The organism is Enterobacter cloacae complex sp. 302F9 (assembly GCF_050030335.1).
GTDB lineage: Bacteria > Pseudomonadota > Gammaproteobacteria > Enterobacterales > Enterobacteriaceae > Enterobacter > Enterobacter hormaechei_C.
The window spans coordinates 2,373,657-2,388,738 of the sequence record NZ_JBLGUC010000001.1; the positions used below are offsets into that span (position 1 = coordinate 2,373,657).

Annotated in this window: 12 protein-coding genes; 5 read left to right on the top strand and 7 right to left on the bottom strand. The window is 57.0% G+C overall.

What is annotated here, in order from left to right:
- Positions 1–34: 34 nt before the first annotated feature.
- On the bottom strand, positions 35–964 hold the full coding sequence (locus ACQG0T_RS11565) for a LysR family transcriptional regulator (protein ID WP_047726560.1): 930 nt from the start codon (positions 962–964) through the stop codon (positions 35–37).
- Between the two features lie 129 nt (positions 965–1,093).
- Here ACQG0T_RS11565 and ACQG0T_RS11570 point away from each other — a divergent pair, with 129 nt between their 5' ends.
- The gene (locus ACQG0T_RS11570; RefSeq protein WP_252051113.1) at positions 1,094–2,482 is read left to right on the top strand and encodes an MFS transporter; all 1,389 of its coding nucleotides are present in this window, start codon (positions 1,094–1,096) and stop codon (positions 2,480–2,482) included.
- Positions 2,483–2,504: 22 nt separating this feature from the next.
- Here ACQG0T_RS11570 and ACQG0T_RS11575 read toward each other — a convergent pair whose 3' ends face one another.
- Genes ACQG0T_RS11575 through ACQG0T_RS11585 form a run of 3 tightly spaced genes read right to left on the bottom strand, consistent with a single transcriptional unit; the run spans position 2,505 to position 5,215 of the window.
- Positions 2,505–3,500, bottom strand: coding sequence for a DUF2891 domain-containing protein (locus ACQG0T_RS11575; RefSeq protein WP_017382342.1), 996 nt, complete (start codon positions 3,498–3,500; stop codon positions 2,505–2,507).
- A 9-nt stretch (positions 3,501–3,509) separates the two neighbouring features.
- Entirely contained in the window at positions 3,510–4,496 is a 987-nt protein-coding gene (locus tag ACQG0T_RS11580; RefSeq protein WP_017382341.1) for a DUF979 domain-containing protein, read from the bottom strand.
- Positions 4,493–5,215: a DUF969 domain-containing protein gene (locus tag ACQG0T_RS11585; protein ID WP_003857121.1), complete on the bottom strand. Its 723-nt coding sequence runs from the start codon at positions 5,213–5,215 to the stop codon at positions 4,493–4,495. The genes ACQG0T_RS11580 and ACQG0T_RS11585 overlap by 4 nt, the downstream gene beginning before the upstream one ends.
- A 224-nt stretch (positions 5,216–5,439) precedes the next feature.
- Between ACQG0T_RS11585 and ACQG0T_RS11590 the strand changes: the two genes are divergently transcribed.
- Positions 5,440–5,988, top strand: coding sequence for a winged helix DNA-binding protein (locus ACQG0T_RS11590; protein ID WP_017382340.1), 549 nt, complete (start codon positions 5,440–5,442; stop codon positions 5,986–5,988).
- Here ACQG0T_RS11590 and glgX read toward each other — a convergent pair.
- The 3 genes from glgX to treZ are packed head-to-tail and all read right to left on the bottom strand — an operon-like array spanning position 5,985 to position 12,328.
- A complete protein-coding gene (glgX, locus tag ACQG0T_RS11595) occupies positions 5,985–8,060 on the bottom strand; it encodes a glycogen debranching protein GlgX (RefSeq protein WP_252051039.1) in 2,076 nt (691 codons plus the stop codon). The two genes, ACQG0T_RS11590 and glgX, sit on opposite strands and share 4 nt — an antisense overlap.
- Before the next feature lie 15 nt (positions 8,061–8,075).
- Positions 8,076–10,544, bottom strand: coding sequence for a malto-oligosyltrehalose synthase (gene treY, locus ACQG0T_RS11600; protein WP_252051040.1), 2,469 nt, complete (start codon positions 10,542–10,544; stop codon positions 8,076–8,078).
- Positions 10,541–12,328 (bottom strand): malto-oligosyltrehalose trehalohydrolase, encoded by a 1,788-nt coding sequence (gene treZ, locus ACQG0T_RS11605; protein ID WP_252051041.1) that lies wholly within the window; start codon positions 12,326–12,328, stop codon positions 10,541–10,543. The genes treY and treZ overlap by 4 nt, the downstream gene beginning before the upstream one ends.
- A 131-nt stretch (positions 12,329–12,459) precedes the next feature.
- On the opposite strand from treZ, the gene ACQG0T_RS11610 reads away from it, so the two are divergent.
- The 3 genes from ACQG0T_RS11610 to ACQG0T_RS11620 all read left to right on the top strand — a co-directional run bounded on the left by ACQG0T_RS11610 (position 12,460) and on the right by ACQG0T_RS11620 (position 15,068).
- Positions 12,460–12,987 carry a GNAT family N-acetyltransferase gene (locus ACQG0T_RS11610; RefSeq protein WP_058686374.1) on the top strand — a complete coding sequence of 176 codons (528 nt, stop codon included), beginning with the start codon at positions 12,460–12,462 and terminating at the stop codon, positions 12,985–12,987.
- A 111-nt stretch (positions 12,988–13,098) separates the two neighbouring features.
- Complete coding sequence (locus tag ACQG0T_RS11615) at positions 13,099–13,983, top strand: SDR family oxidoreductase (protein ID WP_017382335.1); 885 nt, start codon at positions 13,099–13,101, stop codon at positions 13,981–13,983.
- A gap of 107 nt (positions 13,984–14,090) precedes the next feature.
- Entirely contained in the window at positions 14,091–15,068 is a 978-nt protein-coding gene (locus ACQG0T_RS11620) for an MBL fold metallo-hydrolase (RefSeq protein ID WP_271040260.1), read from the top strand.
- Positions 15,069–15,082 lie beyond the last annotated feature (14 nt).

Consider the following 15,082-nt stretch of genomic DNA (forward strand, 5'->3'; position numbering starts at 1 on the left):
ACAAGCATAGCATAAGCGGTGTGTATAGCAATCGCTATACAGAGCCCGAAATTATGTCTGACCTCTCCACACCGCATATCGCAAGAATTTGCTCTCTCAGCCAGCGGTGACCAGGGTCGCGTTCCATTCTTGGGTGCCACATCTGCGATACCGTAATACGACGGCTTTTGAACGGCAGCTCGAACAGATGTACCTGGTCCGTTACCTGCTGATTGAGTAAATAGAGCGCGGGTATCATGGCGATAAGATCCGATTCCAGCGCCACGGAGAGCGCCGTCGGAAATCCCGGTACGACGCTGGCGATTTTACGTTTTGTCCCCAGTTCGGCCAGCGCATCGTCAACGGATCCATGCAACGCGCCCTCGGGTGACGCAACCACATGGCCCCAGGCGACATAATCCTTCACGCCTATTTCTGCCTGCTTAGCCAGCGGGTGTCCCTTACGCACGACGCCCACAAACCGATCCTCAAACAGTCGTTGCAGCCGTATTTCAGGCCCCATATTGCTCTGGACGCCAATCTCCAGATCAACCAGCCCTTCCCGAAGATAGCGCGACGTTTTTTCCGGCTTAGGCGCAAAGCGTATACAGACGTCCGGCGCGGCGTCGGCCACAGCCGCTATAAGCGCAGGCCCAAACGCCACCACAAAACCATCGTTTGCCCTGATGGTAAAAAGGCGCGCCAGACTTTGCGCACTGAACGTTTCAGTTGAGGGCTGCAATACCGCCCTCGCCTCGTGCACTGCACGCCTGGCGCGATCCCGGGTCGCTTCGGCCCACGGGGTTAGTACCATGTTACGTCCGGCGCGCACCAGGATCGGGTCGCCTGTAACGTCGCGTAACCTGCTTAATGTCCGGCTCATGGCCGATGTGCTGAGGTTCAGACGACGTGCTGCACCTGCGACACTCGCTTCGCTCAGCAATATGTCGAGTGCAATCAGTAAATTAAAATCAGGATCGGTCATAGCGCTCATTCCTGTACATTCAGATAAGGCGTTTCGTGCAACGATAAAGTGCAAATGGTGCGCCTTCCGCCCTATAAAAGCCATCTTTATAGTTTTGTCATCCATACACGCTTCTCAGAGGACAACATGATGATGCTCTTTTCCAGTCAACCCGGCGACGAAGGACTGCCTGGCCCGGCGCGCGCACGGGTGATGGCCGCAATTATGACCACCACCTTAATGGGCGTGTTTGATGGCACCATGATCAACATTGCCCTGCCCTCCATGGCTCAGGAGATGCAGGTACCTGCCAGTATGGCCGTCTGGTTCGCCAACGGGTATCTGCTGGCGGCTGCGATGACGCTGGCGATATTCGCGGCGCTTGCGGCCCGCCTGGGTTATCGCCCCGTATTTCTGGCAGGTCTGACGACCTTTACTCTGACATCGCTGGGTTGCGCGCTGGCGAATACACCCGAAGTGCTTATCGGTATGCGCGTGCTTCAGGGGATCGGCGGCGCGGCGACGCTGAGTATTGCCCCCGCAATCCTGCGGTCCGTATTTCCCGGGCGATTGCTTGGCCGCATTCTGGGGTTGCACGCCCTGCTCATCGCCTCCAGCTCCGCTATCGGCCCGGTATTGGGCGGGACGATCCTTCACACCCTGAGCTGGCAATGGCTGTTTGCGATAAACGTTGTTCCCGGCACCCTCGCCTTACTGCTGGCGGTCAAAGCGCTGCCGCGGGATGCGGTTCGAAAGCAAGCGCCTTTCGACACCCCGGGCGCCATATTGTCGGCGCTGCTGTTGGGGTCGACGATCATGGCGGCGAACAGCCTCCATGACGCGACTTATCACCTTGGCAGTCTTTGCTGGACAATGCTCGCTGCGCTGAGCGGCATAGCGTTTATCTGGCAGATCCGCCGCGCGGATAACCCCTTACTGCCGCCGATGATGTTTAAAAATGAACGTTTTACCCTCGCGGCCTTCACGTCGATGATTGCTTTTGTCAGCCAGGGGATCACCTTTATTGCGCTGCCCTTCCTGTTTCAGAGCGAATACGGCTACAGCCCGGTGTTGTCTGCCCTGCTGTTTACGCCGTGGCCGCTAGGGATCGTACTGATTGCGCCGCATGCAGGCCGGTGGGCAGACACGATTTCAGCCCCGGCGATATCCACCCTGGGGCTGATGATTTTTGTCGTCGGTTTGATCCTGCTGGCAACATTACCCGCCCGCCCTTCAGTGTGGGATATCTGCCTGCGGAGTCTGGTGTGCGGAGTGGGGTTTGGCTGCTTTCAGAGTCCTAATAACCGGGAAATGCTTTCCAACGTTATTCGTGAGCATGCGAGCTATGCATCCGGTGTTTTATCCATTATGCGCACGTTCGGGCAGTGTCTGGGCGCCGCCGCCGTGGCCGTTCTGCTGGCCGCAGATGAAAGGTCAATTCATGTTGCGCTGTGGGTCGCCGCCGCAGCTTCTGCGGTAGCGGTCGTCGTCAGCGCGAGCCGGTTGCGTAAAATCACTCATCCTGCGGAAACAGGATGAGCACGAAAAATATAACTAAGCGCTACTCCAGCGCCAGCAGCGCAAAACTCGCCAGCCAGTGGCCGCCGCTGTAGTGACTGCCGACAACATGCTCCACGCTTGCCGAGAGATGGCGCGCAACGGCATCCTGTAACGCCTGTTGCGCCGGGTGGTTTTCCGGCAAAGCGCGGGCAATGTGCTTCATACACCACGCGCGGCTGAGGTTAAGCCCGTCCAGATGTGCGATTTTCGGGTCGGTGCGGTCGCTTACCTCAGCCGGGTTCATCAGCGCTGAAACGGCACCCACTTCAGGCAGAAACGCATCAAACCAGGCCGGGAAATTCTCCACCACCTTACTCATCAGCAGGGCCTCGGTCAGCGCCCCGGAGATATACTCGTCGCCGCCCGGCTCATAATGCGCCGGATATTGCGTGTCCGTATGATAAAAGCGCGTCGCCGCGTCCAGGATCGCCTGTTCAAGCCCGTCATCCGTCACCGCCCGGGCATAATCCAGCCCCAGCGCGAGCGCAAACGCCGTGTTGTAATGTGTTCCGACGCGGATGGGATAGGTGAGCTTGCTGAGGTAATCCACCAGCCGCTGGCGAATATCCCGCGTTAACGGTTGCAGCGTCTGGTACCAGCGCTCCGCCTGTGGCAGTGACGACTGTTTCAGCTCCTGCGCCAGCGCCAGCAGCCAGCCGTAGCCATAAGGCCGCTCAAACGACGCGCGGAACGGCGCGGTAAAATAGGCCAGCTCCTTCGCCACCTTCTCGTCGATCAGGTGTTCTTCGAACAGAGTGATGATCTCTTCCCGGCACGGCAGTTCGGGCCAGAGACGCAGGCAGCGCAGCAGCAGCCAGTAGCCGTGCACCGCAGAGTGCCAGTCAAAACAGCCGTAAAAGATCGGGTGCAGCTCGCGAGGCGGCAGAACGTCGCCGTCATCGTTGAGCAGATGCATAATGTGGTTCGGGTATTCCTGACGTAAATAGGTCAACGGCATTCTGGCGAAGGCGTCAGCCTGATGTTGCGTTAATTCCATTGCAGCTCCTTAGCGAAACACGAGGAAATACATTAAGAACACGTTCACCACCAGCAGGGTTAACGCGGTCGGGATCTGGATCTTGATAACCTGATATTTGTCTTTTAGCTCCAGCAGCGCGGCGGGCACAATGTTGAAGTTGGCGGCCATCGGCGTCATCAGCGTGCCGCAATAGCCTGCGTACATACCGATAGCCAGCAGCGGCGCCGGGTTACCGTGATGGACGTTAATCAGGAATGGCAGAGCGATACCGGCGCTTAACACCGGGAAGGCAGCGAAGGCATTACCCATGATCATGGTAAACAGCGCCATCCCCACGCAGTAAATGACCACCAGCATGAAGCGGCTGTCCGGGTTCACAAACAGGCTGACCACCTTTTGTACCGATTCGCCGGTATTCGCCACCACGAACACCCCGCCGAGCATGGCGAGCATCTGCGGCAGGATCACCGCCCAGCCAATGGTATCGACCAGCCGACGCGACTGACGCACCGCATGCAGCGGCGTACCTTTTGTCAGCCACCAGCCGGTAAGGATAGCCGCCACGCAGGCCACGCACAGCGCCGCCAGCGTAAGCTGTTTCTGGTCGAGCAGATAAACGCCGCCAATCGACACGCCTTTCAGAAACAGCGTCCCGATGACCGTTACCACGGGGATCATCAGTGCCGGTAAAAACAGCCAGTTTTTCAGCCGGTTCGACGAGGCAACACGCTCCTCCTCGGTGGACATTTTATAGTGCCCCTTCCCGACCAGCCCGAAACCGGCCAGCAGCGCAATCACGATAACGGCGCCGCCAATAATGCGATACGCCAGCGACTTACCCAGCTCCTGCACCATCAGATCGCCAAACAGGAAGATCCCGCCGAACAGAAACCAGAACAGCGCCGTGGTATAGCGTTTCGGGTTAGCGCGGTCGCGAAGGGTCATCACAACCAGCAGCATCACGACGAAGCCGATCAGGTAATACACGCGGTTAATGGTGATGAGGGTCATCATGGTGCGATCTCCTGCGTACCCTGCTCTGCTTTCCAGGCCATCACGTCGCGACGAATGCTGGCGTCGAGGCGCAGCAGACGCGTCATATGGATGATCAGTGCCGCAATAGCGGTCGGAATGGCCCACAGGCCGATATGCAGCGGTTCGATCCCCTCGATCCCGTTCTCTTTCAGGAACGCATCAATCAGCAGTACCGCGCCAAAGGCGATAAAGATATCTTCCCCAAAGAAAACCGCGATATTGTCACACGCGGCGGCATGGGCTTTGATTTTGTCGCGGATAGTCTGCGGCAGTTCGCCGTATTCATTCAGGGCCGCCCCTTCCGCCATCGGCGCCAGCAGCGGACGCACCGTTTGCGCGTGGCCGCCAAGGGACATCAGGCCCAGCGCAGCCGTCCCTTCGCGGGCGACAAAGTAGAGCATCAGGATACGCGCCGAGGTGGCGCTGGCGATCTTCGCGACCCAGGCCTGGGCGCGCTCTTTCAGCCCGTAATACTCCAGCAGGCCAATCACCGGCAGGATCAGAATGAAGGTGGCAAGCGATCGGCTATTCACGAACTTTTCGCCAAAGGTTTCCAGCAGCATACCGAAATCCATGCCAACCAGCAGGCCCGTCGCCAGCCCCGCCACCACGACAACCAGCAGCGGGTTGAAACGCAGTGCAAAACCAATAACCACCACCGGAATCCCGATAAGTGGCAACAGTGTAGAACTGTCCATAAACGTTACCCTATCCAAAGTGAGCGTTGCGCGCCGACGGCTATTTTTTATACTTCGCAGCAGAGCGAAGCCGGTGCATTACGGCGCGCGATGTTGTGTTTTGCGTCAGGCTCCACAGAACCTGCACTAAAAAGCTATATCTGAACGTCAAAAACATGTAAACAATTTATCAATAAAATGTTCTTATTTTATCGACGGGTTTACATTTCGGGGGAAGGATCGTTATGACAGTAAACAAAAAGACGACAGCGTTAAACCACGACGATATTGCGGACGGGCGAATCGTCTCCTCCCGGCATCTCGTCTCAGAGCGGTGTGCTGAATTATCAGAGCTGGAATATGCGCTGATCATGACCAGCAATGCGTTTAACAAATGGATGGTGCGCTGCATGACCGCAGCGGGTGAACCGGATATGGGGGCCTTTGACGTTTCGCTTCTGCACCACGTGAATCACCGCAACCGCAAGAAAAAGCTGGCTGACATATGCTTTGTGCTGAACGTGGAAGATACCCACGTGGTGACGTATGCGCTGAAAAAGCTGGTTAAGGCGGGATATGTCACCAGCGAGAAAGCCGGAAAAGAGCTTTTTTTCTCCACCACGGAGGAGGGAAAAGCGCTGTGCATGAAGTACCGGGAGGTGCGGGAGGCCTGCCTGATCAACATTCATGCGGAAAGCGGCATTCCGGGAGCATCAATTGGCGAGACCGCGCAGTTACTCCGCGCGATCTCCTCCCTGTATGATACCGCCGCACGCGCGGCGGCCTCGCTTTAAGGACGGCGGAAAAGCGTCATACTCCGCCCGGCCAGTTCATAATCGACGGATTCCGTGATGATTTCCCCTGTGGGGGCCTCATCCGCCGTCGAAAGCTCCAGCACCCAACCCCCTTCGCCAAACTGCGGGATCTGGAATGGCACCGTACCTTCAAACGGGTTAAACAGCATCAGCACGTCGTGCCAGACGCCCTCTTCCTGCTTAAGATCCGGGCGGCTGATGGCAAGACCAAGGGTGGAGCCCTCGTCCCATTGTTCCGACTGCTGCGGTCCGCCGCCGGCGTTAAACCAGCGGATCTCCAGCCCGTCGCGCCAGTTTTCACGTCGCAGCAGCGGCTGCGTCGCGCGCAGGGCAATCAACCGACGGGTAAAGTCGCGCAGCTTCTCGTCGTTTTCAGTGAGTCCTTTCCAGTTTACCCAGGAGATCTCGCTGTCCTGACAATAGCCGTTATTATTGCCCTTTTGCGTCCGGCCAAACTCATCGCCTGCCAGCAGCATCGGCGTACCGTGCGAGAAGAAGAGCGTGGTGAGGAAGTTGCGCTTTTGCCGCTCGCGGGTGGCGATGATATCCGGGTTCTCCGTCGGCCCCTCTTCGCCATAGTTATACGACCGATTATCGTTATGTCCGTCGTTATTATCTTCCCCGTTATCGGCGTTATGTTTCTCGTTGTACGACACCAGGTCGTTCAGCGTGAAGCCGTCATGCGCGGTAATAAAATTGACGCTGGCCCACGGACGACGCCCGCGCAGATCGTACAAATCACCGGACCCTAACAGACGGGCGGCAAAATCGTTAGAGACGTTATCCCCCTTCCAGTATTCACGTACCGTATCGCGGTATTTGTCGTTCCACTCACCCCAGCCTGGCGGGAAGCCCCCCACTTGATACCCGCCGGGGCCGATATCCCACGGCTCACCGATGAGCTTCAGCTTCGACAGCACCGGATCCTGGGTCACGGCATCGAAGAAGCCGCCGCGCGGATCAAACCCCTCCGGCTCACGTCCGAGAATGGTCCCGAGATCAAAGCGGAAACCGTCAATCTGCATCGATTCTGCCCAGTAACGCAGGGAGTCCATGACCATCTGCAATACGCGCGGGTGCGAAGTATTAACGGTGTTCCCGGTGCCGGTGTCGTTGATGTAATACCGGTGCTGATCCGGCATGGTGCGGTAATAACAGAAGTTATCAATTCCCTTAAACGACAGGGTTGGCCCCAGCTCGTTGCCCTCCGCCGTGTGGTTATAGACCACGTCGAGGATCACCTCGATGCCCGCGTCATGAAAGGCACGCACCATGTCGCGGAAACCCTGGATCCCCGCCGGGCCGTAATAGCGGGACGCTGGCGCAAAGAAACCGAGCGAGTTATAGCCCCAGAAGTTTTTCAGACCGCGATCAAGCAGGTGCTGATCGTCAGGGAACCAGTGAACCGGCAGTAGCTCGACCGAGGTAATCCCGAGGCTTTTGATGTACTCCACCGACGCTTTATGCCCCATCCCCTCAAACGTACCGCGCAGTTCAGGCGGAATAGCCGGGTTAAGCTGGGTAAAGCCTTTTACGTGGCTCTCATAAACCACGGTATGCGGCCACGGGATATCGGGTCGGCGGGAGTCTTGCCAGTCGACGGCATTGGGGTCGATGACTTTGCATTTGGGCGTAAACGGCGCGCTGTCTCGCGTATCAAAGCTGAGATCCAGCTCGTCGTGTCCCAGCTCATAGCCGAAGTGGGCATCGTTCCACTCAATGTCACCCACCAGTTCACGGGCATAGGGGTCAATAAGCAGCTTATTGGGGTTGAACCGGTGACCGTTCTCCGGATCGTAAGGGCCATATACACGGTAGCCATACAGCGCCCCCGGTTTCAGATCCGGCACATAGCCGTGCCAGACCTCATGGGTATATTCCGGCAGTTCCAGGCGGGTGATTTCTGTTTTTCCCGATGGGTCAAACAAACACAGCTCCACCCGCTCCGCATGGGCAGAAAACAGGGCGAAATTCACTCCTTTCCCGTCATAATTTGCGCCCAACTGTTGGCCATGACCGGCCCGAATTTCAAACGTTGTATCCTTTGGCATTTTTGTTCTCCTCGATTATTCGCAGGTAAGCAGAACCAACAAACATCCCTTTTCAGACGTTAAATCCAGCGTCTCTGGCAGAAGGCGACGCTCACCGGTAAACAGATCCCGGTAGTGCTTCCCGGCCAGCTCCTGGGGTATGGCCACCGTAGTATTGGCCCACAGCATCGCATTGTCGGTGACGTCAAACACCAGACGCGGCACGGCGACGATCAGCGCCTCGTCATCTTTTATGCGGGCATAAACGATCAGATTCTCTTCCCGCTCGCCGGTCACCTTCAGCGGCAGCCAGTCGCCGTAGCGGAAAAGCGCGGGGTAATGCGGCCGCAGCCGTAACAGCGTGGCGGTGACGTACTGCTTCACGCTGCCGTCTCGCCAGCGTTGCGCATCGTTAAAAATGGTTCCATCCGCTACGCTGAGGTTTTCCGCCAGCGCGGTGAAATCCGGTTCGCGGCGGTTATCCGGGTCGACCAGGCTGAAGTTAAGCCCTTCGCTGCCCTGGTAGATGTCCGGTACGCCTGGCGCAGTCAGCTTGATCACCGTCTGGCTCAGGCTGTTCATTAACCCAGCCCGAATAAACGGCTGGAGTGCGGCACTGAAATCACGCAGGAACAGGGTGTTATCCGGGGAGAGCAGATGGCGCACGTAGTCCAGCACCACGCTCTCGTACCCTTCGTTGCTGTCGATCCAGTCGGTACGCTGCTTGGCCTCGCGCAGGGCTTTCTCAATAAAGCCGAGGAAACGCTCTTCCAGTGACTTAAGGCCATCTCGATCGTCAGGCGACAGCGTGGCTGGCCAGACGCCCGCCAGCGCCTGGAAGATCATCCAGGTGTCGGCGGCGTTCGGCGCGGTGCCGTCGTTGAGGAATCGGACCTGCGTCTGGTTCATCTGGCGCCAGCGCGCCAGGTTTTCCCCCCACAGATCTGGCGCTTCCGTCAGCGTGTATAGTCGCGCTCGCGCATCCTCGCCGCGTTTGGTGTCGTGGGTGGAGGTTCCCAGCAGCGCATTGGGCTGGCGGGCAAGACGAATGCGCATCTCCTGGTGAAAACGGGAAAGTGAAAACGCGCGCGGCGTCGGGTCGGCGCCGACTTCGTTCAGGGCCAGCTCCAGGTTATGGCGAAAGAACAGCGTATCCTCTACCGATTTCGCCATCAGCGGCCCGGTCAGTTGCTGAAAACGGGTGCGGAAAAGCGAGGCCAGCGCGTGGTCATCCTCCGGCAGATCGCCGGTAAGAATGCGCACGATCAGGCTGAGCGCGGGTTCAGAGGTGTCGACGCTGGCGACCACGCGACTGAGCAGCGCCACATCCGGTGGCGTCAGCCCCTCTCCGGTGCCGTAGGTGCGATACACCGGAAACGCGATAAGCAGCTCGCGCAGGGCATGGCGGATATCCTCATGCTCCACTTCGGCGCCGTTATGCCCGGCCAGCTCGCTGGCTATTTTGAGCAGCGTGGTAAATTCACCTTCAAAATTACGATCGGTCATCAGCCCTTTGGCTTTGCGAAGTTCCGCCTGCCTGTCCACGGTCGTACCCAGCGTCTCGTCGTAGAGCGTCTCCAGTCGAGAGAGGTTGGTATCATCCACCAGCACTTCCGCCAGAGAGGCAATAAACTCATAGCCCGTTGTACCCGAGACCGGCCACTCCGGAGGAAGCTGTTCCCCTTTGGCGAGGATCTTCTCTACCGTGATGTAGCAATCCGGTCCGGTCGCCGCACGCAGGCGCTGCAAATAGCCCAGCGGATCGGCAAGCCCGTCCACATGGTCAATGCGCAGGCCATCGACAACCCCGTCGTGAACAAGCTCAAGGATCAGGCGGTGCGTGTCTGCGAAGACCGCCTCATCCTCTACCCGCACGCCGACCAGCCCGGTGATTTCAAAAAAGCGCCGCCATGAAAGCTGTTTCGGCGCTTCCCGCCAGGACATCAGCCGCCAGCTTTGCGCCTCGTGGATCTCAGCGATGCTCTTGCCTTCGGCATACGTGCCGGGATTAAGCGGATAGGCGGTATCATAGTAAACCAGCGCTGCGCTGTTGGTGACACTGTCACGTTTTAAGGTGATAGCCCCCCGCTCCAGCTCGGCTTCAAAGGTGTCGCCAAGAAACGGCAACGTCAGCGGTCGGGACCAGTCGATATCAAAATACGCCGCATAGCGGCTCTGCCTGCCTTGTTCTATAACATCGCGCCACCAGCGGTTTTCCAGCGAGGTCGACATATGGTTAGGAACGATATCCAGAATCAGCCCCATCCCCGCCTGTTTCAGCGCTGCCGCCATGCGGTCAAACCCTTCCCGCCCGCCAATCGCCGGGTCGATTTCGTTGGGGTCGGTCACGTCATAGCCGTGGGGGGAATCCGTGGTTGCGGTGAAAACAGGCGACGCGTAAAGATGGCTAATTCCAAGGTCTTTCATATACGGAATCAGGTCCACCACGCGATCGAAGGTCATGCCGTTGCGAAACTGAATTCGGTAAGTAGAGGAAGGGATCATAGCGCTGCTTCTCCATCAGCTAAGCGAACAACAATGCTGTTTGGCGGCAGGTTATCGACTGCCTCCGGCCAGCTAAAGATCGTTTTTCCGGGCAGGTTCGGTAAGGCGAGCGGCTTTTTGCCGATATTCAGCGCCAGCGACAGCGTACCGGATGGGAAACGCCAGCTCACGGCAACCATGCCGAGCGCCGTTTGCAGGACGTTACCCTCCCCGGCACCCCGCTGTTTCAGTAGCGGGACGATAAAGCGCTGACGCAGCGCAATCAGTTCGCGCGTAGCGTGCAGCCACGCCCTGCCTTCCTCCGTGTCTGCCTTGTTCCAGTCAAGCTTCGACCGCATAAAGGTATTTACGTCATTGGGGTCCGGTACGGTTTCATCGTGCCCGGCATGGCCGGTGAACTCTTTCGCGCGCCCTTCCCGCACGGCTTTCGCCAGGTCGCCGTGGAAGTCGGTGAAAAAGAGGAACGGATGCGTTTCGCCATACTCCTCGCCCATAAACAGCAGCGGAATATGTGGCGACATGAGCAGCGCCGCGAACAGCACACGCGTTTTATCCGCGCCTGCCAGAGAGATAAGCCTCTCCCCCTGGGCACGGTTGCCGACCTGGTCGTGATTCTGAATAAAATCGACAAAAAACTGCGGAGGTTGCTCGCGACACTCTACCCCGCGCGATTTTCCGGTCTGAAGCGAGATTTCCCCCTGGTAGACAAAGCCCTCTGCCAGCGCCCGCGCCAGTTTTTTCTCCGGCTCAAAGGCAAAATCCTGATAATAGGCGTGTGATTCCCCGGTCGCGAAGACATGCGCGGCGTTGTGAAAATCATCATTCCATTCGGCGGTGAAAAGCGGCGTCTGACCATGCTCATCGCGCGGATGCAGGAAAATCACGTTGCGACTGTCTTCGGTGGTCAGATGGATATGCCGATCCGGAAATGCGTCGCGGATCCGTTGCGCTATCTCGGGAAGAATATGGGTCTCAGCGTCGTCATGGATCTGGTCGATGGCGTCGAAGCGCAGACCGTCAAGATGATACTCCGAGAGCCAGAATAACGGCGCCTCAGCGATGTATTGCCGGACGGCCTCAACCTCATAGGCAATACCGTTGCCCCACGGGGTCATACGATCCTGATGGAAAAACGCTGGCGAGAGCAACGGCAGGTAATTACCTTCCGGGCCAAAGTGGTTGAGTACGATATCCAGCACCACGGAAAGCCCGAGCGCGTGGGCGGCATCAATGAAGGCATGAAAATCATCCGGTGTGCCATAAGCCGAGTGCGGGGCATACAGCAGTACGCCGTCATACCCCCATCCGCGCGCGCCCCCGAACTGGGACACGGGCATCACTTCCAGTTGAGTAATACCCAGCCCGGCCAGATAAGGCAGTTTGTCGATGGCCGCCCTGAAGGTTCCTTCCCCGGTGAAGGTGCCGATATGCAGCTCGTAGATCACCGTCTCTTCCCACGGTCGTCCTTGCCATTCCCGCTGAGTGGGCAGGCTGCGACGCGGGTCGATCACCACCGACGGGCCGTTGACGTCAGCCTGCTGCGCGCGTGAGGCCGGATCCGGCACCGCCATTCCATCCTGTAAAACAAACTGATAGGTCGTACCGTGCCTGACGCCGGGCACGTCAATCTGAAACCAACCGTCGCCCACCGCCGCCATGGGAATGTCGGTATCGGTTAAACGTAATGTGAGATCTTTCTGCCCTTCTGCCCAGACGCGAAAACGTACAACGTCATCGGAAATAAACTCAGCACCCCAGTGCCTGCGACATGTTCTGAATTCCATTCATTGTCCTCGAATGACCACCTTTTACGCGGAACGAAATACAAGCTTAGACCAGGATCTACAGAGTGTTATGCCAGCAGGGGATGCCGCTTCGTCTATTATCTATTTATAACTCCCACTTAAGGAATACTATGCATATTCGAAAAGGATTAAGTACAGACCTCGCCCGCCTTGAATGTTGTGATTTTTCTTTCAAGGTTGATGAGATTGCAAGAGAGCCATTTCTCAATGGTGATTTGCATATCGAGGCGCTGACCGAACCTTATCTTAAAACCTATGAACTTGATCTCCAGACGCTGGAAAATCATTGCGTTAATCCGGATTCAATATTTCTTATCGCCGAAACGGATGAGGGTGAAATCGCCGGTTTTATTACCGCGTCCTGCAACTGGAATAAATTTATTTCGGTGGATTACATTGCCGTGGAGCGTACAAAACGCCGTACGGGCGCGGCGCACAAGCTGATGTCCGCCACCCACGTCTGGGCGCGAAGCCTCAATGCGCCCGGCTTACGGCTGGAGACGCAAAACGTTAATGTTCCTGCCTGTCTGTTTTATCGTCACTATGGATTTATTCTGGGCGGTTACGATCGCTATCTTTACAATGCCCTGCCGGAAAAAGATGAGGTCGCCCTTTTCTGGTATTACATGCTGGCTTGAGAAAATATTTTATATCCGCTCCCGGAAGATAGATTTGTCTGAATTTGTCAATTTTGCCCGCTTACGTTTAATTAACGACTAATCTTGGAATTCACTATTAAGGAGGCCGGTATGTCTACAGGAAATAATCACACGCTGCATTACCCTCGTCCACCGTTTGCTGAACAACCGCAAAGGGCCCCCGGGCTGGCATCGGAAATGAAGCCAATACCGGATCATGGTGAAACAAGTTATATCGGGTCAGGAAAACTGGCAGGAAAAAAAGCGCTGATTACCGGCGGTGATTCCGGAATTGGTCGCGCGGTAGCGATCGCCTATGCCCGTGAAGGTGCAGATGTCGCTATTGGCTATCTGCCGGAAGAGGAGTCCGATGCGGCATCGGTCATTGCGTTGATTCGGGCCGAAGGCCGTAAAGCGGTCGCCATTCCCGGCGATATTCGCGTGGAATCGTTCTGCGATACGCTGGTGGAAAAAGCCGTCGCAGAACTGGGTGGCCTGGATATCCTGGTGAACAACGCCGGACGCCAGCAGTACTGCGAATCGATCGACGATCTCACCACGGCAGATTTCGACGCGACGTTTAAAACCAACGTCTATGCCCCCTTCTGGATCACTAAAGCTGCGCTGCGCCATTTGCAGGAAGGCGCCGTGATCATCAACACCACTTCCGTTCAGGCGTTTAAACCGAGCGCGATCCTGGTGGACTATGCGCAGACCAAAGCCTGTAACGTGGCATTTACCAAGTCTCTGGCTCAGCAGCTGGGGCCGCGTGGCATTCGGGTGAATGCCGTCGCGCCAGGTCCATACTGGACGCCTCTTCAGTCCAGCGGCGGTCAGCCGCAGTCCAAAGTTCAGAAATTCGGGGAAGATACGCCCCTGGGCCGACCGGGCCAGCCGGTTGAAATCGCACCGCTGTATGTGCTTTTTGCCTCAGATACCTGCTCATACGCCTCTGGACAAGTATGGTGCTCTGACGGCGGTACCGGCGTGCTGTAAAGCATCCTCTCAGACCTATCCATTTCATGGATAGGTCACATTCACTTCCCTGCTGTTCTCAAAAATCTCAGTTGAACTATGATGAATTTACTATTGAGGAGCCCATCATGTTTACTGTGAAAAAACTTGCGTTATCAACCCTGTTGACCGGTTCGGTTTTATTCTTTCCCGCGATCCACTCGGTGGCCAGCGTTCCGCAGCATGTGGTGAAACAGCAGGCCGGCGGCTACAGCGTTCAGGTTGGCGATACGATTGTCACCGCCTTTACGGACGGCAGCGTGCCGCAGGACCTGCACGCCTTACTGCGCCGGACGTCGGCGGAAAATACCGATGCGTTACTGGCCAAAAACTTCCAGGCCAATCCGGTGGAAGCATCGATTAACGCGTTCTATATCGCTATGCCCGGCCACAAAATTCTGGTGGATACCGGTTCCGGTCAGCTCTTTGGCCCCGGCAAAGGCGGGCGGCTGATTGAGAGCCTGGCGACGCAGGGCATTAAACCGCAGGATATTACCGATATCCTGATCACCCATGCGCACTCCGATCATGCTGGCGGCCTGGTTAAAGACGGTCAGCGCGTATTTACCCGCGCACAGGTGTATGTCGGCAAACCGGATATCGATTTCTTCTTTAACGACGAGAACCAGAAAAAATCTGGCTATGACCAGAACTACTTCGACGTCGCGTACAAGACCTTAAAGCCCTATCTGGATGCCGGAAAAGTGAAGACTTTCTCCGGGACGGAACAGCTTCTGCCGGGCATCAGTGGTACGGTTCACCCGGGCCACACCCCAGGGTCCGCGTTCTACACGCTGGAGAGCAAAGGTGAAAAAATTACCTTTGTCGGCGACATCATTCACGTTGCCGCGGTTCAGTTCCCACAGCCCAACGTGACGATTGCTTACGATGAGGATCAGGACGGAGCCGCCCGGGTACGCAACGCAGCGTTCGCTGAGTTTGTGAAAAACAAAGATCTGATTGCGGCGCCACATCTGCCTTTCCCCGGGATCGGGTATGTGAAGAAAGGTGAGCGGGAAGGCTACGCGTGGGTTCCGGTGACCTATACCAACCGGGACGCGCAATAAGAGAGTCTCTGCGT

Excerpts from the sequence above, each read along its gene's own strand:
- ACQG0T_RS11565 (WP_047726560.1), bottom strand. The coding sequence starts at position 964 with ATGACCGATCCTGATTTTAATTTACTGATTGCACTCGACATATTGCTG.
- ACQG0T_RS11615 (WP_017382335.1), top strand. The coding sequence starts at position 13,099 with ATGTCTACAGGAAATAATCACACGCTGCATTACCCTCGTCCACCGTTT.
- ACQG0T_RS11580 (WP_017382341.1), bottom strand. The coding sequence starts at position 4,496 with ATGATGACCCTCATCACCATTAACCGCGTGTATTACCTGATCGGCTTC.
- ACQG0T_RS11590 (WP_017382340.1), top strand. The coding sequence starts at position 5,440 with ATGACAGTAAACAAAAAGACGACAGCGTTAAACCACGACGATATTGCG.
- glgX (WP_252051039.1), bottom strand. The coding sequence starts at position 8,060 with ATGCCAAAGGATACAACGTTTGAAATTCGGGCCGGTCATGGCCAACAG.
- ACQG0T_RS11585 (WP_003857121.1), bottom strand. The coding sequence starts at position 5,215 with ATGGACAGTTCTACACTGTTGCCACTTATCGGGATTCCGGTGGTGGTT.
- ACQG0T_RS11570 (WP_252051113.1), top strand. The coding sequence starts at position 1,094 with ATGATGCTCTTTTCCAGTCAACCCGGCGACGAAGGACTGCCTGGCCCG.
- ACQG0T_RS11620 (WP_271040260.1), top strand. The coding sequence starts at position 14,091 with ATGTTTACTGTGAAAAAACTTGCGTTATCAACCCTGTTGACCGGTTCG.
- ACQG0T_RS11575 (WP_017382342.1), bottom strand. The coding sequence starts at position 3,500 with ATGGAATTAACGCAACATCAGGCTGACGCCTTCGCCAGAATGCCGTTG.
- treZ (WP_252051041.1), bottom strand. The coding sequence starts at position 12,328 with ATGGAATTCAGAACATGTCGCAGGCACTGGGGTGCTGAGTTTATTTCC.
- treY (WP_252051040.1), bottom strand. The coding sequence starts at position 10,544 with ATGATCCCTTCCTCTACTTACCGAATTCAGTTTCGCAACGGCATGACC.
- ACQG0T_RS11610 (WP_058686374.1), top strand. The coding sequence starts at position 12,460 with ATGCATATTCGAAAAGGATTAAGTACAGACCTCGCCCGCCTTGAATGT.